The 18,047-nt window shown below is 67.5% G+C and carries 20 protein-coding genes; 10 read left to right on the forward strand and 10 right to left on the reverse strand.

Annotation, left to right across the window (positions count from 1 at the left end; genetic code table 11):
- Positions 1 to 16: 16 nt before the first annotated feature.
- The 6 genes from VV02_RS22920 to VV02_RS22945 all read right to left on the reverse strand — a co-directional run bounded on the left by VV02_RS22920 (position 17) and on the right by VV02_RS22945 (position 5,407).
- Positions 17 to 2,785, reverse strand: coding sequence for a LysM peptidoglycan-binding domain-containing protein (locus tag VV02_RS22920; protein ID WP_052595413.1), 2,769 nt, complete (start codon positions 2,783 to 2,785; stop codon positions 17 to 19).
- A 48-nt stretch (positions 2,786 to 2,833) separates the two neighbouring features.
- Positions 2,834 to 3,304, reverse strand: coding sequence for a pilus assembly protein TadG-related protein (locus VV02_RS22925; protein ID WP_052595415.1), 471 nt, complete (start codon positions 3,302 to 3,304; stop codon positions 2,834 to 2,836).
- Positions 3,304 to 3,729 carry a TadE/TadG family type IV pilus assembly protein gene (locus tag VV02_RS22930; protein ID WP_052595417.1) on the reverse strand — a complete coding sequence of 142 codons (426 nt, stop codon included), beginning with the start codon at positions 3,727 to 3,729 and terminating at the stop codon, positions 3,304 to 3,306. The genes VV02_RS22925 and VV02_RS22930 overlap by 1 nt, the downstream gene beginning before the upstream one ends.
- Positions 3,726 to 4,127: a TadE family protein gene (locus tag VV02_RS22935; RefSeq protein WP_052595419.1), complete on the reverse strand. Its 402-nt coding sequence runs from the start codon at positions 4,125 to 4,127 to the stop codon at positions 3,726 to 3,728. The genes VV02_RS22930 and VV02_RS22935 overlap by 4 nt, the downstream gene beginning before the upstream one ends.
- A gap of 19 nt (positions 4,128 to 4,146) precedes the next feature.
- Entirely contained in the window at positions 4,147 to 4,359 is a 213-nt protein-coding gene (locus tag VV02_RS22940; RefSeq protein ID WP_052595421.1) for a hypothetical protein, read from the reverse strand.
- A gap of 118 nt (positions 4,360 to 4,477) precedes the next feature.
- A complete protein-coding gene (locus VV02_RS22945; protein ID WP_245633169.1) occupies positions 4,478 to 5,407 on the reverse strand; it encodes a type II secretion system protein in 930 nt (309 codons plus the stop codon).
- A 272-nt stretch (positions 5,408 to 5,679) separates the two neighbouring features.
- On the opposite strand from VV02_RS22945, the gene VV02_RS22950 reads away from it, so the two are divergent.
- The 7 genes from VV02_RS22950 to VV02_RS22980 all read left to right on the forward strand — a co-directional run bounded on the left by VV02_RS22950 (position 5,680) and on the right by VV02_RS22980 (position 10,045).
- A complete protein-coding gene (locus VV02_RS22950; RefSeq protein ID WP_157063509.1) occupies positions 5,680 to 5,979 on the forward strand; it encodes a hypothetical protein in 300 nt (99 codons plus the stop codon).
- Between the two features lie 127 nt (positions 5,980 to 6,106).
- Positions 6,107 to 7,435 carry a hypothetical protein gene (locus VV02_RS22955; protein ID WP_157063510.1) on the forward strand — a complete coding sequence of 443 codons (1,329 nt, stop codon included), beginning with the start codon at positions 6,107 to 6,109 and terminating at the stop codon, positions 7,433 to 7,435.
- Positions 7,436 to 7,442: 7 nt separating this feature from the next.
- Positions 7,443 to 7,892, forward strand: a complete 450-nt coding sequence (locus VV02_RS22960; RefSeq protein ID WP_052595427.1) for a hypothetical protein — start codon at positions 7,443 to 7,445, stop codon at positions 7,890 to 7,892.
- A 10-nt stretch (positions 7,893 to 7,902) separates the two neighbouring features.
- Entirely contained in the window at positions 7,903 to 8,283 is a 381-nt protein-coding gene (locus tag VV02_RS22965) for a hypothetical protein (RefSeq protein WP_052595429.1), read from the forward strand.
- Entirely contained in the window at positions 8,276 to 8,755 is a 480-nt protein-coding gene (locus tag VV02_RS22970; protein ID WP_157063511.1) for a hypothetical protein, read from the forward strand. The genes VV02_RS22965 and VV02_RS22970 overlap by 8 nt, the downstream gene beginning before the upstream one ends.
- Before the next feature lie 71 nt (positions 8,756 to 8,826).
- A complete protein-coding gene (locus tag VV02_RS22975) occupies positions 8,827 to 9,612 on the forward strand; it encodes a hypothetical protein (protein WP_052595434.1) in 786 nt (261 codons plus the stop codon).
- Positions 9,605 to 10,045, forward strand: coding sequence for an HD domain-containing protein (locus tag VV02_RS22980; protein ID WP_052595436.1), 441 nt, complete (start codon positions 9,605 to 9,607; stop codon positions 10,043 to 10,045). Before VV02_RS22975 ends, VV02_RS22980 begins: the two co-directional genes overlap by 8 nt.
- A 12-nt stretch (positions 10,046 to 10,057) precedes the next feature.
- On the opposite strand, the gene VV02_RS22985 is transcribed toward VV02_RS22980, so the two are convergent.
- Genes VV02_RS22985 through VV02_RS23000 form a run of 4 tightly spaced genes read right to left on the reverse strand, consistent with a single transcriptional unit; the run spans position 10,058 to position 14,122 of the window.
- Positions 10,058 to 10,921, reverse strand: coding sequence for a type II secretion system F family protein (locus VV02_RS22985; RefSeq protein WP_052595438.1), 864 nt, complete (start codon positions 10,919 to 10,921; stop codon positions 10,058 to 10,060).
- Positions 10,918 to 12,252 carry a TadA family conjugal transfer-associated ATPase gene (locus VV02_RS22990; RefSeq protein WP_245633170.1) on the reverse strand — a complete coding sequence of 445 codons (1,335 nt, stop codon included), beginning with the start codon at positions 12,250 to 12,252 and terminating at the stop codon, positions 10,918 to 10,920. The genes VV02_RS22985 and VV02_RS22990 overlap by 4 nt, the downstream gene beginning before the upstream one ends.
- Entirely contained in the window at positions 12,249 to 13,418 is a 1,170-nt protein-coding gene (locus tag VV02_RS22995) for a MinD/ParA family ATP-binding protein (RefSeq protein ID WP_052595440.1), read from the reverse strand. Before VV02_RS22995 ends, VV02_RS22990 begins: the two co-directional genes overlap by 4 nt.
- A gap of 8 nt (positions 13,419 to 13,426) precedes the next feature.
- Positions 13,427 to 14,122, reverse strand: coding sequence for an SAF domain-containing protein (locus VV02_RS23000; protein WP_052595442.1), 696 nt, complete (start codon positions 14,120 to 14,122; stop codon positions 13,427 to 13,429).
- Between the two features lie 179 nt (positions 14,123 to 14,301).
- Between VV02_RS23000 and VV02_RS23005 the strand changes: the two genes are divergently transcribed.
- The 3 genes from VV02_RS23005 to VV02_RS23015 are packed head-to-tail and all read left to right on the forward strand — an operon-like array spanning position 14,302 to position 17,836.
- On the forward strand, positions 14,302 to 15,906 hold the full coding sequence (locus tag VV02_RS23005) for an amidohydrolase (protein ID WP_052595444.1): 1,605 nt from the start codon (positions 14,302 to 14,304) through the stop codon (positions 15,904 to 15,906).
- An 18-nt stretch (positions 15,907 to 15,924) separates the two neighbouring features.
- Positions 15,925 to 16,878: an ABC transporter substrate-binding protein gene (locus VV02_RS23010; RefSeq protein WP_052595446.1), complete on the forward strand. Its 954-nt coding sequence runs from the start codon at positions 15,925 to 15,927 to the stop codon at positions 16,876 to 16,878.
- Between the two features lie 13 nt (positions 16,879 to 16,891).
- Positions 16,892 to 17,836: an amino acid ABC transporter permease gene (locus tag VV02_RS23015; protein WP_052595448.1), complete on the forward strand. Its 945-nt coding sequence runs from the start codon at positions 16,892 to 16,894 to the stop codon at positions 17,834 to 17,836.
- Positions 17,837 to 18,047 lie beyond the last annotated feature (211 nt).

Genomic DNA, 18,047 nt, shown 5'->3' on the forward strand with positions numbered 1-18,047 from the left:
TGCGGCGCGACTGTGCTCAGGCAAGGGCGGTGAGCTCATCGTCAGGTACGTCCGGCAACAGGTGGCGGACGAGGCTGTCGGTCTCGGCCTCGAGGCTCTGACCGCGGAGGGCGAGGTGCATGGCGCGGACGCGCTCGACCAGCACAGAATGGCCATCGTCTCCGACGAGCTTGAGCAGCTCCCGCCACAGCACCTGGGCCGTGGGTACGCCGAGTAGACCACGCTCGAGGGCGGCCACCGCCTCAGTGCTCCGCCCACTGCGTACGAGGGCGAAAGCGTGATTGCGAGCGCTGACGGTGATCGCCGCGCGCGCATCACGAGCGCCGCGGTGGAAGGCCAACCAGGTGTAGCGACCAGCCGGTGCACCCGAGTAGACCTCGCCGCTGACGAGGGCGAGTACGCCAGGCTCACTGTCCGGACGTTCGAGCTCGCGTACCAACGCTGCGTGATCGACGTAGACATCGGTCGACAGGTGCCAGAGACCGTCGTCGCCCAGCTGCAAGCGCTCACCCTGGGGCCCGCGGCCGAGCCAGGCTTGTGCCTCGGCCAGCACCTGATCGATCACTGTGTCGTCCACGCCGCGGGGCCAGAGGCTCGAGGACAGCACCGAATGGTGCAGGCCCTGCGGGTGCAGGGCCGCCATGACGACAAGCTCTGTGAGCAACGCGCGGTGTGCGGGCACGGCTCCGGGGGCGGTGACCTCGACCGGACCGAGCAGACGGACCCGCACGGCGGCGTCCTTCATGGCGAGGCCGCGGCTCGCGTAGGCGGCACGTTCGTCGGGTCGTTGCTCCAGGACACCGCGTCCCGTGCCTGTTGCCACGGCCTTGGCAGTCCGCTCGGACTCCTCCCCGGCGCGGCGCAGCAGCTCACTGACCCGGTCGGTAGCCGTACGCGTCCACCGCACGGCCTGCCCGGACACCCCGAGGACTCCGAGGTCGATGGCGCCTTCGTGGGTGACCACGAATCGCCACCGCGCGGCCGGTGTGTCACCCAGGACGAGAACAGTCAGCACGCTTCGAGCGGCGCGCTGCAGGTCTCGAATGCGAACGGCTTGCTCGGCCGTCGGCGCGGCCGAGAGCACGAGGACGTGTGGCCCAAGATCCGCGTGGCGCGTCCGAGCGCGGCCGGCCAGCACGCCGTCCACGCCGAGACGGCCGAGGAGCTGATGGGTCTTGCCCAGCCGACTCTCCACATCTGCCAACGCCTCGTCCACGCGGTCGGTGGTCCGGATCCGTCCCTGGGTCAGGTCTCCGAGGTCCTCGGCAAAGCCGACCAGAGTGACCTCGACAGTGTCCGACCACAGGTGAGTTGCGAGATCCGCGACGCACGACATGACGACTTCGCGAGCGACCTCGTCGTCGCCGCTCACGCTGACCATGCCGGCGGCGTACTCGAGGTCGACCAGCAGGTCGTAGCCGTGGGTGCGAGCGATCGCGACCAGAGCCGGATAGGGCGCGGGCGCCGACGAGGTCGCAGCTCCGAGATCGCCACGGCTGACCATCCAGGACTTGCCGTCAACAGCAGCGGCCCACGGTGCCTCCGGCGCCAACGCATCGCCTACGACATGGAGGATCAACTGGTTGTCATCGACGTAGGCCGCCGAGACGTCCGGCATCGGGAGACCCACTGCGAACCGCTGCTCGGCGAGCAGGCGGAGCGCTCCGTCCAAGAACTCGGCACGTCGGGTGTTGGCCGCGAGTCGGAGCTGACCCTCACCTTCGTCAGGTGCGGCATACGGGCCGCGACGAGAGGCAAGCGCGAGTGCGATCCCGGCCAGAACCAAACCAGCACCTCCCGCGAAGTCGCCGATTCCCAGCGAGCCGTCCTGCTCGACGTGACCGTCCTGCGCCGCACTGTCACGGAACGCCTGCACGAGTGCGGGTGTCTGTGTCGCAGTCGGAGCCTGATCCGGTGCAACAACGTTGCCGCTGCTCACCGTTGCCGCCTCCGGAGTGACCGGCGCCGCCTCGACTGTGCGGATACCGGGTCCGGTCGCATCGGCTGGCATCACCAGCTCCCAGCCGGAATGGATCAGGTTGGCATCCACGACGCGGCGTCCGTCGGGCTGAACCTTGTGCTCGTTGAGAGCGAAGATCTCCTTGTACCGCAACGGATCTCCGAGATGGCGGTCCGCGATGTCCCACAGGGTGTCGTGGTGACGTCCGCCCGGAGGCTCGACCGTGTAGTACTTGGTCGCCGGCGCGGGCGACGTCGCCTGCGTGTAGTCACCCTCGAAGCCGGCGTCCATGGTCTGGCTGGACTGCTTCAGCGCGAGATCGGCCGGGAGGGTCAATCCCGACTGTGCGGTCGCGGTGGCGACTGTCGTGGGCGCCAATGACGACGGCGCGCTGTTGGCGGTGAAGGTCTGGGCAATCGATGCCGTGCCCGACAAGAGCAGCACCGTGGCAACGAGGCGACGCGCGACGAGCTGTGCGCCACCACCGAACGGCATCGCCCCGGGGACTCGGCCCGCGCGTACGGCACGCCACTCGGCGATCGTGCACACCACGAAGTGCGCCCACACGATCCAGACGAGCACGGCCAACACCTTGATGACCGTGTCGGCAGTCACGTCCGCGGTCAGCCAGGACCGGTCCGGTGCCGAGGTCGGCAATGGGTTGCCGACGAGCATGACCAGCCCGACTGGCACTCCGACGAGCAGGACAAGGAGTCCTGCCAGCGCCAGCAAACCCTTGGGCACGCTGCGCTTCTCGCTGTCCGCGGTGCGTGGGAGATGGTCAGCGCCGCGCCGCGGCTGATAGCCCGTGGTGTTCGGTGCCATGGTCGTACTTCCCCTGTCGTGGCGATCAGTCATCAGCGTATCCAGTGGTCAGTGTGCATCGGAACGGTCGAGCCCCTCGTACGGTCTCGCCCGGCCCTCGCCGGTCGCGCTCAGGTGCTGGACTCCCACAATGCCGAGCAAAGTGGCCGGGATGCGCATGGTCACCTTGGTGTGGACGACGAGCGGCCGAGGGTCGTTGCCACTCACCGTCTCGATGCCGATCAGCGTGCAGGAGCTGACGGAGCCTCGCGCCAGGACCGTCCTGCAGTAGTCAGCGACTCGCTGACGTGCCATCGGTGCGTCGAGGCCGAGCTTGTCCTTCTTGAGGTCGACACCCTGAGCGCCGGCCCGGGCTGCCTCCTCGGCGAAGGCGACGGCTTCCCCGCGTTCGTTGAGCTGGCGCGACGCGTCGATGACCAGCCCGCCGAGCAGCAGGAGAACCATCGCGATGATCGGGATGGCCGGCGCGATCGAGCCCCGCTCCCCGTCCTCAACGCCGCCGCTCAACCACCTCGCCATCAGCTGATCCCCCGGTTGGGGTCCATGGATGAGGTGAAGCTCGAGGTCGGGTGAACCGTGACGCCGCTGAAGAACATGCCCGCGTCGGCCAGCGAGTACTGGCAGCTCGCGGACACCGTGATGGCCGCGCCCGGCTCGAACGGCCGCGAGACGGTGACCTGAAGACTGTCCCGACAGCCCGGGACGGTGACCGAGTCAGCCACAGCGCGGCGCGCGGCGGCGAGCGCCTCGTCGTACGAGCGGGAGACCGTCGCCATCCGTGCCGCGTCCCGGGTGCCGGACTCCAGTGAGCCGTTCACCTGGCCGACCCGGCCGTACGCGACGATCAGACCGAGCAGGGCGAAGACGACACCGGCGAAGAAGACGAACTCGAGTGCGATCGACCCCCGGTCGCCCCTCGAATCAGTGGCAGCGCGGACGGTCATGGCGTTCTGAACCGCTCGACCGTGCCGGACGCCTCTTGCGAGATCGACCAGTCCCAGGGCACCAGGGAGATCACCTTGCCCTTCACCTTGACGTGCACCTTGCCTGCACCGTCGTCGTACGTCGAGCTCGCCGAGGGCTGTCGCAAGGCCTGGCCGCCGACCTGGCTGGCGTAACGCTCCGTGGAGACCATCACCTGTCCACGCATCGCTTGGTACGCGCCCGGATCCTGCGCGAGCCTCAGCTGGGAGACACCTTCGCGTGCCGCCGACAGGGCCACGGAGCGGCCATAGAAGAACAGCGCAGCCTGAATAGTGACGAAGATCAGGAGGATCAGGACAGGAGCAATGATCGCCAGCTCCAGCGCGGTCGAGCCTCGCTCACGTGACCGGGGCGGCATACGCCGCTCGCAGGTCACCTCAGCACTTGGACCCGGCGGGCAACGAGCCACAGTTATCGATCTGACTGGCCTTGTTGGTGACCACCTTGTAGACCACAGCCCCCACTGCGGTCGCAGCCACGACGACGATGGCGGCGATGATGGCCCACTCCAGTGCCGAAGCACCCTCCTCGCGAGCCGTGTGAGCGCGGTGGCGAGCGTCGTTGATCAGCAACCAGGCGAGCTGGAGCATCGGATTCCCCTCTGATGGTGGTACGTCGTCGGGCTGAGCGTTCCGGCCCGATCCCGCAGCAGTGTAAAGGCGTGCCCGATCGAGTGGGCAAATGCGCGGTCGGCGCGATCTGCGCCCCTCAGGTGGCGAGCAGCCGGGTGATCGCCGGATAGGCGAGGTAGATCAGGAATGCCGTACAGATCAGCAGCTGCGCGACCAACATCGACTGGGAGCGCTCGCCCTCGTCCCCCTCAGCGTCGGTCAGCTCCTTGCGGCGCAACGTCGCTGCGCGGGCCGCGAGTGACAACCTGATCTTCGCGCCATCCTCCGCTGCGAGGCCGAGAGCAGCGCCGAGGTCACGCAGCTCCTCGAGGTCGATCTCCTCACCCAGCTCGCCCAGCGCAACCCACGGCGTCGTACCCACGAGCCTGGCGTTGGCCAGGCTCTGGCGAATCCGCAGCAACGACCAGTGCTCGCTGATGGTGGCCGCCGCGAGAAGGGCCTCCGGGAGACCGCGGCCACCCGCGAGGTTCATCGCGACCAGGTCGAGGAAGACGCCGACCGTACGCCGGAACTCGCGTCGTCGTACGCCCGCCTCCGACTTCAGGGCCAGGTCCGGGATGAAGAATCCGAACACGCCGAGAGTGAGGGCAAGAACCACAGGGACAGCCGACGACAGCGAGATGCCGATGATCGACAACGCCGCCCACGCGACGGGTGCCAGGAAGAAGAACACGAGACCGGTCACGACCTTGACCGCGAGGAAGGCTCCGACGCTGCGGCCCATGAGCGCAAGGTCGGCTCGGACTCGGCCGAGCTGCCAGCCGCGCTCGGCAACGAGCACCTCGAGTCGGTCGGCGAGCCGCGCCATGACGGAGCGAGTGCCAGAACTCATCCCCGCGAAGCTGCTGTCCATCTCGGTCAGCGTGTGGGTACGCATCGAGCGCTGGCCGTGCTCGATGCGGGCCAGCATGGTCGCGACTCCAGGCTCGGGACGCAGCAGCACGCGGACGAAGGCGTAGACACCGACACCGACAAGAGCGCCGCAGAGCAAGGACAGACCCATCATCGGCTCAGGTCACCCGCCATCGGTCGTCTGGCCGTCGTCATATCTCCCCCTGCATCGTCGGCACCAGCGCGCCGCACGATACGCGAGATCCGCCCAGATGCGGGCGGGCGGCGCTTCACCCTACGGAGGATCGGCTTCGCTCGACTGACCTCGTCGAGCTAGCTGAGGCAAACGTTGCCCGCTCCGAAGTTCGTTGACCCGGCAGGCAACCACGCGTCGTACCGCTCCCCTAACATCGCGCCCGGGAGATGTGGATCGATGGGGGACAGATCATGGTTGAGGTAAAGCCTGACGGAGGCCCGGTGGTCGGGGGCAGCCCGACGGACCTGGATCAGGGCGCGCGGTCGCTGAGCACACTGGCCACCGACATGACGACCAGCGTGGCCAAGAGCGCGAAGAACGCCTGCACTGACGCCGGCGGTGCCAGTCATGACGGGCAGCTCGGGTCCGCGTTGCACGGTCTGAGCACGCTGGTGAGCTCATATACAACTGCGGTCGGTACGGAGAGTCGGATGCTGGGCACGCTGGCCAGATCGACCGCCGCTGATCTGCGGAATGCGATGGGTCACTGAGGTGACTGGCGATCCGGGTTTTGAGATCCCGCCGGGTGACCCGGACGGGTTGGATCGGGCAGCACGCACTCTGGGCTCTTTGGGTACGTCGTTGGGCACGACGGAGCTGAAGCGTGCGGAGTCGGGGATGGTGACCGCGACCCGGGGGTGGACCGGACCGCGCAAGAACGACTTCGCTGATGCCGGTGCGGGCATGCAGATCCACCTCAAGACCCTGGCGACGGCGCTGACGGGGGCCAGTACGGCGTTGCACCGGTACGCGACGGTGCTGCGGACCGCGCAGCAGGACATCGCCCGGTACGCCTCCGCGGCGCAGCACGCCGCGGATGTCGCCGACCAAGCCACTGACCACGGCAAACCCGATGTGGCAGCGGACACCCGTGCGAGCCAGGCGGCCACCCACAACCGCAACATGGCCAATGGCGCCCGCAATGACGTGCACACCGCGAAGACTGCGTTGTTGGGCAAGCTGCACGACATCTCCACCGTCCTGGTCCCCGGCACCGAGACCCTGACCGACGCCCAGGTCGCGCAGAAGGTCCTGGCCGCGTTCCACCAAACCGGGCTTCCCGCCACCGGTGCGACCAAGGACCAGGCCTGGGGCGCCCTGGCCAAAGCCCGCACCGACTCACCAGACGACGTCGTCCGCACCGACGGCGCGGTCAACTGGCCCGCATGGGTCGGTCAGCAGACCAACGCAGAGCACGCCAGTGCCAAGACGCCTACGCTCTGGGACTGTCTCCAAGACTGGGAAATCACGCCTCAAGATCATGACAACCCCGCCATGTTCTACCTGGAGAAGCTCGGCTTCCTCCCCGAGGCACCTGATCCGCTCAACGCCTCCAACTGGAGCGTCGGCCTGATCGGCATGAGCAACCAGCTCACACGCGAGACTCTGTCGCGGTACATCATCACCGAGTTCCGCTACAGAGACCCCGTCACCGGAAAGTACGCGAAGCCGTCAGAAGATTTCAACAAGGGGTCCGTGTACAAGAACCCGAACGACACCTTTAAGGAAGAGCCTTCCCGGGGCCTGCAAGCCAAGCCGGGCTGGAAAGCGTTCCGCAAAGGAATGTTCAAATGGACTGGCCGCATCGCCCGCGTCGCCGGACCCGCAGGCATGGTAACGATGGCCGTAGTCGACGGAGTCGACACCTGGAAAGAGGACTCCCACGACCCAAAGATGGGGCTCTGGGAACGCATAGGCCGAACTGCGGGTTCTGGGCTAGGGTCCGGAGTTGGCGGCGGGGTTGGCGGCTCACTAGGCGCAGCCGGCGGGGCCGCTCTGGGTATCGAGTCCGGGCCGGGATCAATCGTAACCAGTTTCGCTGGCGGTGTCACAGGGGCATGGATGGGGTCGACCATCGGGGAGGCGACCCTCAAGCGCCTCGGAGGAGAAACCGGGAAACTTGGTGGCGGACTGTGGAAGAAGATGACTTTTGACGAGCGAAAGTAGTCGGGAGATGGGAACGCTGGCAGCCTGGGCGCTCTCAGTGGCGATCGGCGCACCACTCCTTTGGTGGACCATCTGGTTGCGCCGTGGATATTCCGCGAGGGCGCGACAATTCAAACCTCGCACGGTAGTTCAGGAGCGGGCCTGCTTCTATGCCGTCCCCGCTGGCGGCCTGGTGTTCTCGCTAGTGCCAGCGTTGCTTGGCGTCAACTGGGCACTCGAATCAGCATTGGGAAGAATCGGCGCATTCCTCATGTTGCTCTTGTTCATAGTCGTAATTATCGTTGCCCTGGCCTCGACTATTTTTGCCTTCTTTTTCGCCGCGCTTGACTGGCTCGTGCCGACGCCGCGGTGGGTGGTGCCAAAGTGGATGTATGACGACGAAGTCGGGCATCCGTTCAGCTTCAAGATACGTGGGGTGAAGCGCGATCCGAACGCACCCGAGCCGCCATTCCTTTAGAAGGGTTAGCGTGACCTACTCAGAGGCCGACAGCTCGCCCGCGGCGATGGCTGATAGCGGAGCCGAGATCGTGGTCCATCGGCCGTGGCGGTGGCCGCACGCGGCATGGCCCTTCAAGATCGTCATTGACGGCGTGCTCGTCGGGCGACTTCGTCCACGTCAGACCGGTAGGTACTCGGTGCGGCCAGGTACCCATATTGTCTGCGCGCGCATCGCGCCGAAGGCGGGCAGACCGATACAGGTGCCCGTCGGCCCCGGCGAGACAGCAATCATCGAAGTGTTACCCAGCGGCCTCCCGGCCACCGCATCACTCGCCGGCCACGACACCAGCTTGCGCCTTCGCATCGTCAAGGCCGATGAGCCTGGCAAGGGGAAGCACCACGATGGCTGAACCTACAAGCCTCGGCGCGGACGCGTCGATCGTCCTTCCCGCTGATTGGGAGGCCATGTCGGCGCCCCCTCCACCGGCGGTGGTGATCGCGCGTTCGCCGGAGCTGTCCGAATCGTTGGCTGGCAGGACTCGCGGCGTACTGGTCGCGACCCGTGGCGCCGCCGCGCCGCTCGAAGAGTGGCTGCGATCGGCTTCGGAGGGTCTGGTGGAGCAGAACCCGACCTTCCACCTGCTGCAAGCCGCCGACGTCGAGCTGGACGGCCAACCTGGGTTCCGCATCCTCGGTACCCAGGTCGCCCCCGGCGGTGCCGCGGTCGTCCTGGACCAGATCAACACCATCGTCCCCGGTGAGGACACCGAGACTGCTGGTATCGCTCTCTCGTTCACCTGGCCCGCACTGGTGTACGACGCGGCCTGCGCCGCGCAGACCGAAGACATGGCCGCCAGCCTTCAGTTCGGCGGCGTGTCATGAGCCCTTGGTCGCCGTCCAGCGCGTTCACTGCTCAGGACACCCTTCGAATCCCGTACCCGCTTTGGCTTGCCATGACCGACCTCGTGAACGGGCAATCAGTCGACGCCACGGCGCGCGCCGCACTCAACGAACGGTCGCTCCTTATCGACGGCATCCCGAACCCTTTGCTCATCAATACCTTCGACGCGATCGCGAACCCTTACGCCGGGGTGCGTCTTGAGGTCGCCGGCCCGCAGTTCGTCCATGCGTGCGGCATCTATCCGGGGCGGTCGGCAACCGCGATTGCTCAAGTCATTGGGTCGCCACCGGCCGACCTCGAGGACTCTGAGGTCGAGGTAGCGACCACATTCTCCGACCACGTCCCTGCGTTCATCTGCCAGTACGCCCAGCTCGGTCCGCGACCCGCGCTGCAGGGCGAGCAGACGGCCGTGCCGTTCAAGCCAGCGATCGAGCTCAGCGACGCACATCCCGGACTGCGTGCATCTGCGGCGCTGACCATCGCGGACGCTCTGCAAGGAGCTCAGCCCGCGTCAGCGGAGCACCTGCGGTCAGGTCACTGGCGCGCTTGCTACCTCAACCTCGTCGCACGGCCCGACATCTCCATCGGACGGGCCTGGATCGATACCCCCGCCGGTGTCCTGTACTACGCAGACACCCGAGAGAGTGGTCGGCTACTCAGGACGAAGCATGAGGTTCTCCTCGAACCCTCATCCGGGGCAGACGTCCTCATCGAGATCGTCAACATGTGGCAGGGCATGGCCGGCACGGCCCTCACCCCGCCCGACCTCACCCTGGCAAGAGACGGCCGATCGGGCGAGACATTGAGCGAGAGCGAAGGAAGTCACCCTGATGATTGATGAGGCGAAGGACATTGCGCGTCGCGCGCATGCAGAGCAGGTCGACAAGGCGGGGCACGCGTACATCACGCACCCTGCTCGCGTCGCACAGCGGGTCGCCGGCGATGAGCGTGCTGAGGCGGTCGCGTGGTTGCACGACGTCGTTGAGGACACCGCCGTCACGCTCGCCGATCTGGCCGAGACGTTCCCCGCCGAGGTGGTTGCAGCCGTCGACGCCATCACCCGACGAAAGGGTGAGGACGGGGACGACTACTACGACCGCGTTGCCCGCGATCCGCTGGCGCTCAAGGTGAAGCTCGCAGACCTGGACGACAACAGCGACCCGGAGAGACTGGCACTGCTCGACGAGGCCACGCGCGAGCGCCTGACGCGCAAGTACGCGCACGCACGTCAGCGCCTCGCCCAAGGTGCGGAGTCACCAGAGCTCGACTGAGCGCGGTGCCGGTCAGCCGTCGAGGACCGGCTGCGCACCCTCGACCAGGAAGCGCTCCATCTTGGCCGGCATCGCCAGGCGACGCAGCCACAACAGGCCGCCGACGAAGATCAGCGCCACGAGCAGCAGCACCAGCTGACCCAGCGGGGAGTCGTACGCGTCGACGTACTGATGGTTGAAGATCGCGAGACCGAGCATGACGGACAGCACGAGCACCAGCACGATCCGCACGGATCGCCGAATGCTCTTGCGGGACGCCTCGATTCGACGTCGCATGTCGAGCTCTTCACGAGTCGACAGTGCGAGTGCGGTCAGGACGTCACGCAGACCGGGGCCGCGCAGCCGGGCGTTCAGGACGAGCGCCGCGCAGATGATGTCGCCACTCGGATCCCGCAGATCGTGGGCGAACTTCATCAACGCGTCCGGCAACGGCTCCCGGATGCGCAGCCGGTCGACCAGGAGGTTGAGCGAAGGACGAATGGCCGGCCCGGCGTTCACCGCCGTCGCCGGGATCGCCTGCTCCAGACCGTTGGCGCCGGCGATCGTGTCTCGCAGCGACTCGGTCCAGGACGCGAGCGCCTCCAGCCGAGCGATCGAGAGGCGTTCTTCGCGGTTGTTGCCGGCGAGGTTGTCCCAGAACGCGGCGAGGAGGCCGAGCCCGACGGCGGCGACCACCCAACGTGTGAGCACGAGCGCCACCAGCCCGGCGGCCACCCCGCGTACGAGCCGCTGTGCCGTGTCACCAGCCGAGGCGCGGCGAATCAGCTGCGGGCGAGAGCGGTCGCGAGCGGGCAAGCCGACCACAGCCAGGACGCCAACGAAGAGTCCCAGCCCCACGACCGCACCGAGCAACAGCTGGAGGACGAGCTCGGTCATGTCCAACGACTCCCCAGCTCAGGCGTGTAGCCGTGGCGTTCCAGGTCCTCGATGCAGGAGATGGGCGCGTGACTCACGGCCACGCCACTGGGGTCCAGCGAGAACACCTCGCTCGACAGCACGCGCTGGTCGATGCCCGTGACCTCGCGGATGCTCTCGATGCGGCGGGTCAGCGCGCCACCGGACTCGTAGTCGTTGTTCTTGCGCAGGAACACCACGAAGTTGATCGACCCGGAGATGAGCATGTGGGTGGCTTCGACCGGCAGTCGCTCATCGGCCTGAAGCGCATAGGTCGAGATGCGGTTGAAGACCTCGAGCGAGGAGTTCGCGTGGATGGTCGACAGCGAACCGTCATTGCCCTGGCTCATCGCGTTGAGCATCGTGACGATCTCGTCGCCGAGAACCTCACCAACGATCACTCGACTCGGGTTCATACGCAACGACCGTCGTACGAGCTCAGCCATGGTGACCGCGCCGAGACCCTCCGAGTTGGGCAGGCGCTCCTCGAAGGCCACGACGTTGGGGTGCTTCTGCTCGAACTTGTCGAGGCCGAGCTCCAGTGCCCGCTCCACGGTGATGAGTCGCTCGTACGACGGGATCTCGCCGGCGAGGGCGCGCAGCAAGGTCGTCTTGCCTGAGTTGGTCGATCCCGCGATCATCACGTTCTTGCGGGCGGCCACTGCCGCCTTGAGGAACCGAGCGACCTGCGGCGACATGGTGCCGGTGCCGACCAGGTCCTCGAGAGACACCGCCCCCAGGCGGGACCGGCGGATGGACAAGGACGGACGCTGGCAGACGCCCATGACGGCGGAGAGCCGTGAGCCGTCGGGCAGTCGCAGGTCGAGCTGAGGATTGGCCGAGTCGAACGGGCGCGAGGTGAGCCCGACATTGGCCGCCAGCACCTGAATCAACTCGACGAGCTCGTCATCACTGTCGGCGACGGGAGGAGCGAGCTCCTCACGACCGTCGGCATAGCCGACGAAGACCTTGTCGCACCCGTTGATGTCGATGTTTTCGACAGTGGGGTCGTCGAGGAGTGGCTGCAGCCGTCCGACCCCGAACAGGGCGGCGTGGATGGCCGCCGCCAGCTGCTCCTCCTGTAGCGCGTCAGGGGGCGTCGCTCCTCGGCTGATCTCGCCGCGCGCGTGGTCCTCAAGGATCTGCACGATGATCGAGCGGGCGAACTGACGCTCGTCCTCGGCAGTCATCGGCGGCCGGCCGGCCGCTTCATCAGCGCGGCGCTGCCGGTTGAGCCGGTCGGCGACCTGCCCTCGCAGCTGTCGGACGAGGTCGGTGTCGGGCAGGGCGGATCGGGTGGCGGACGTCGTCACGACGAGCTCTTTCGCAGTCTGCGTGAACCGCTTGGCGGAGCGGGCGGTTGATCGGCCGGCGTAGCCGACTCAGGCGGTGGCGCGGGCTCGTGCGTCGGCTCAGGCGCCGGATTGGCTTGGACCGTCGGAAGCCGGCTGGCCGTACGGCGGGACTGCCTCGTCTCACCCTGACCGACCGCGGGCGCGGGAGGCGGCGGCTGGCTCGGCTCGGGCGCAGCGGTCATCGCAGCCTCGATGGCCGCATCGACGGCAGCATCACTCTGGCTCTCAAACGGAGGTACGGTCACGCCCTCCGGGGCGGGACCGCTGTCTGCCTTTCCTCGGCGTCGCAGCCCCTTGCGCGCAGGTTTGGCGGGGACGTCGGCCGAGGGCGGGAGGTGGTCTGTGGCCGCTGGGTAGATGTGTGGTGACGGCACCGTCGAGTGCACACGGGCGACCACCTCGCGCCCGGAACGGACGAGCATCGTGCGCTCTGGGCGGCGAACCGGAAGGCCATCGAACATGCGTGCCGCCGGCGGGTCTTCCGCCAGCGACCCGAAGTCCACGAGCCAGTCGTGCGCGTGCAGCAACGCGCGCGCGGTCGAATCGGTCTCGCGCTGGTCCTGCACATCGTGCACGACCACGAAACCCACTGCAGGCGATTGCCCATCCGGACCGATGAGCGCCTGCCGCAGGGCACCGAGCCGCTCCCGGGCGTGCACGATGCCGGTGACCTGCGGTCGTACGACACAGATCACCGTGTGAGAACGCTTGAGTAACGGCAGGTGGGTCGACCGGGAGTACGCCTGCCCCACGTCCGCGATGACGTCAGCCCCAGGGAGCTCGCCGAGGGCCCGGCCGATCTCGTCCCAGAGACTGCCGACCGCCTGCGCCTGCTCGGGACCGCCCAAGCCGGTCAGGACCCGCTGGCCGCCTTGAGCGATCTGGGTGTGCTCGAGCACGACGTCAGCAGCGAGGCCACGTCGAGCCAACGGCATCAGGCTGAGCACACCTCGGTCGGTACGCAGAGGTGTGCCTTCGTCGGACGGCAGACGAAGGGCGACGTCGCCGCCCATGGGGTCGGCGTCAACGAGCACGCTCTCGCGGGGCCACAGGGCCGCGAACAACATCGCTGAGGTCGTCGCGCCGGGCGATCCCTTGGCCGACATCACGCTGATCAGAGCCATGAGAGTCCCTACTGGCCGATGAGATCGACCTGGGGCTTGGTGCCCTCGGGCAGCTGGGTGACGGCAAGCGTCCCCGCCGACGCGTTGGAGACCACCTCGCTCACCTTCGCCGTGGGCACGAGCAGCGTGAGCCGGGTCGAGCCGTCCGACGTCGTTCCTGCTCCGGATGCTGACACGACGCGCGCGGAGACGAGAATCCTGGTGCCTGCGCGGCTGCTCGGGGTGTCCTGGCCGGCGCCGGCCTTGCCGGGCACGTAGTACGCAGCCACCACCGAGCCCGAGGTGATGCCCGAGAGGGACTGCGTCGCCGGAAGCACCACTCCGACCAGCTCCGCATTGTCCGGCGTCACACCCTGTGCCTGGAACATCTTGCCGTTGATGAGCGTGCCTCGCGGCACGCGCGTCGTGGAGTACGTCCCGACGAAGGCCGGCTTGCTGCTGGCATCGCTGACCAGGCCTGAATCGCTCGCTACCCGAGCGGTCGTGAGGTCGGCAGCAGTCACCTTGTGGCCCACCGGGATGTCACGTGCCGCCACGAGGACGTCTGTGCGCTGCCCACTCCGATAAGCGATGAGGGCGCTGCCGAGGGCGCCGGCAAGGACGAGGAGCAGCGCGAGCGCGGCCAGTGCGGGGCGCTTGTCGCGCCGTCGTACCGGTAGGCGGTTGGCCGATGCCGTGGTGGCTCGGTTGTCGACTTGAGTCACGCGTCCATCCCCCAGTGCGGTCAGAATCGAGGTTCACCCCAGCAGTTCACACCGAGGCACAACCGCGCCGAGACTAACTGACGTCGTTCGCTGCCGGTCACTTGGCGAGACGGTGATCTTCGCGTCCGACAGGCGGGGTCCTACGATCGAGCGGACGACACCGCCAACGGGAGGTCTGCGTGCCGCGCGTTCTGTTCCGCCATCGGCGCATCATCACCGGTGGGTCCGAGTCCGCTCCGGTCACGGGTCTGCTCGTCGAAGGCGAGACGATCATCGCGACCGGCACCGCCGAGACGCTGGCCGCCGACGCTGACACGGTCGTCGACCTCCCTGGAGCCGCCGTCCTGCCCGGCCTGTACGACGCGCACATCCACACGGCCAACCTCGCCCGAGACCTCGTGTCGGTCGACATGCGCCGCGCCCGTTCCCTCGATGAGGCCCTCGACCTGCTCCGTACGCACGTCGCGGGTCTCCCCCAGGACGCCTGGATCTTCGGCGGGCGCTGGGACAGCAACAAGTGGCAGGGGTCGGGTCGACCTGACCGCTACGCCCTCGACCGAGTCGCGCCCGGCCGCAAGATCGCGCTCCCGAGTATCGACGGCCACTCGATCTGGTCGAGCAGCGCCGCGCTCGCGGAGGTCGGCTACACCCGGGGCACCCCGGACCCGGCCGGCGGCCAGATCGTCCGCGACGAGCACGGCGAGCCGACCGGCATCACCCGCGAGTCGGCCAACCAGCCCTTCCGGGCGGTCATGGACGACCCGTCCACCGACGCGCTCGACCCGTTGCTGCGGGCCTGCCAGAACGAGCTGCTCTCGGTCGGCCTGACCAGCATCCACGACATCGACGGCGAGGACTGCCGCGCGTCCTACCTGCGCATGAAGGACGCCGGCGACCTCGCGATCCGCGTGCACAAGGCCGTGCCGATCTATGCGCTCGAGCGGGCCATCGACGAGGGCCGGCGCACCGGCGACGGCGACGACTGGTTCAGCACCGGCCCGGTCAAGCTCTTCGGTGACGGCGCCTTGGGCTCGCACACCGCCTACCTGACCGATGCGTACAACGACTCTCCTGGCGACCGCGGCATCAGCGTGACGTCACCCGACGACCTGCTGCGCCTGACCCGCCTGGCCACTCGTGCGGGCATCGCCGTCGCGACCCACGCGATCGGCGACGCCGCGGCGGCGCAGGTGGTGGACGCGTACGAGAAGGTCCTTGCTGAAGGCCCACTTCCGTTGCAGCCCAACGGGATTCCGCTCCGTCTGCGGATCGAGCACGCGCAGCACCTGCGCCCGACCGACATCGAGCGGATGGCTCGGCTCGGCATCGTCGCGTCGATGCAGCCGACCCACTGCACGAGCGACATCGACCTCGCGGACAAGCTGCTCGACGGACACGACATCGCCTCCTACGCGTGGGCGACCTTGCTGCGTGCCGGCGTCCCGCTCGCGTTCGGTTCCGATGCTCCGGTCGAGGAGCCAGCGCCGATCGACGCGCTGTACGCAGCCGTATCGCGTCAGCGTCCCGACGGCACCCCGCCTGGCGGTTGGCAGCCGTCGGAGAGGCTGACCTTCGAGGAGGCGCTGGCTGCGCACACGGTTGGGTCGGCGTACGCCGCCGGGCAGGACGACCGCAAGGGTCGCCTCGTCGCGGGTCAGCTCGCCGACCTGGTCTGCGTGGATGCTGACCCGACCGACGATCGCGATCCCACGATCGTCCGGGACCTGAACGTGCTGCTGACCATGGTCGGCGGCCAGACTCGGTGGGAAGCGCCAACCGGCTGACAACAGGGGAGATTCGGCATGCGGCATGACGTACGACCACTCGGAGTGGCGCTGGCCGCTGCGGCGCTGCTGCTGACCAGCGGGTGCGGGGCCCGACCGCTTAGCGAGCTCCACGAGAGCGAGAGCGGCAAGCAGCAGGGGCCGGACACGGCACCGGCGGCCGACAAAGCCGCGTCGGTCATCAACGCGATCAAGCCCGACCCGGCTCTCACCGCTGCGCTGCCGTCGCGGATCCGGTCGAAGGGTCTGCGCATGTCGACCTCTGAGGGCTATCCGCCGATGGAGATGTTCGCGGCCGACCAGAAGACGATCGTGGGCCTCGACCCGTCGTTGGCGCGCGCGATCGCCCGGCGGCTCGGCGTACACATGACCGTCAGCAACGAGGACTTCAACGCGCAGATCCCGGGTCTGATCACCAAGCGCTACGACATGGTGATGACGTCGATGACGGACAACCCCGAGCGCCAGCAGAAGGTCACGTTCGTCGACTACGTGCTGGCCGGCGCGGCGTACCTGGTCAAGAAGGGCAACCCGACCGGCATCCAGACGCCCGAAGATCTTTGCGGCAAAACGGTTTCCGTCGTCGACAACGGTTCGTCGCTGGAGCTGGCGACGGGCTACGACAAGGCGTGCAAGGCCAAGAGCAAGCCGAAGATCAACGTCCTGAAGTTCCCTGGCGACCAGGACGCGCTGCTCGCGATGACGTCCGGTCGGGCGCAGGCCAACATCACCGACTACGTCGTCGCGGCGTTCCGGGCGAGCGACCCCAAGACCGGCAGCGAGGCGGTCCCGATCATCGGCACCGAGTCACCGTGGGGCATCGCCATGAACCCCACCGAGAAGCCGTTCATCGACACGGTGCGCAAGGCTCTGCAGTCACTGATCACCAGCGGTGACTACCAACGGATCCTCAAGGCGTGGAACCTCGACAAGCTCGCGGTGAAGTCCGCAGTCGTCAACGGCGGCAAGTGACGGAGATGACGAGATGACTACTCGCACAGCACCTTTCATCGATGACACCGGATCGCAGGTGCCGGTCACGCGCGTCTTCCACTGGGGACGCTGGGCAGCCGGCACGATCTCGCTGCTCGTGGTCGGCTGGCTCGCCTGGCTGATCATCCGCAACCCGCACCTGGACTGGGGCGAGGTCTGGAACTTCCTCTTCGACGGCAAGATCCTGTCGGGCGTCTGGGTGACGATCCAGATCTCGATCCTCGCGACCGTGGTCGGGCTCGTGCTCGGTGTGCTGCTCGCGATCATGCGGCTGGCGCACAACCCGGTGCTGCGCTCGCTGTCGTGGTTCTACATCTGGTTCTTCCGCGGGACACCGCTGATCGTGCAGCTGATCTTCTGGTACAACCTGGCGTTCCTGTTCCCGCACCTGATCCTGAAGATCCCGTTCACCGAGGTCGGCGTCTTCTGGGACACCAACCGGGTGATGACCGGCTTCACGGCCGCGATGCTCGGGCTGGGGCTCAACATGGCGGCCTACTTCGCCGAGACCGTACGCGCCGGCATCCAGGCGGTCGACGAGGGCCAGACGGACGCGGCGTACGCGATGGGCATGACTCCCGCGCAACGGATGCGCTACATCGTGCTCCCCCAGGCGCTGCGCATCATCATCCCGCCGACCGGCAACGAGTTCATCTCCATGCTGAAGACCACGTCGCTCGTCTACGTCGTGGCCGGCAACGACCTGATGACCAACGCCAGCCAGATCTACAAGACCAACAACCTGATCATGGAGCTGCTCATCGTGGCGAGCGCCTGGTACATGCTGATGACCGCCATCGCGACCTGGCTGCAGTCGCGGTTGGAGCGACGTTACGGCCGAGATGCCGTACGCCTGGTGCGAGGCGGTGGACTCACGGATCGCCTTCGCGGACAAGCGATTCCGGCCCGTCCCGTCGGCGAAGGAGCAGGCGCATGAGCACTGATGACAACGCCGGTCGAGTAGGCGAGCCCAACCCCGCTGGTCGAGTAGGCGAGCCTGACCCCGCTGGTCGAGTAGGCGAGCCCCCAGGGGCGAGCCGTATCGAGACCACCGGCACGCCCGCACCTGGTCTCGATACGCCCTCCGCTAGCGCTCCGGGCTACTCGACCGGCGATGGGGAGAACGTTGTACGCGCTCGGGGGGTGCG

The organism is Luteipulveratus mongoliensis, from assembly GCF_001190945.1.
Taxonomy (GTDB): Bacteria; Actinomycetota; Actinomycetes; order Actinomycetales; family Dermatophilaceae; genus Luteipulveratus; species Luteipulveratus mongoliensis.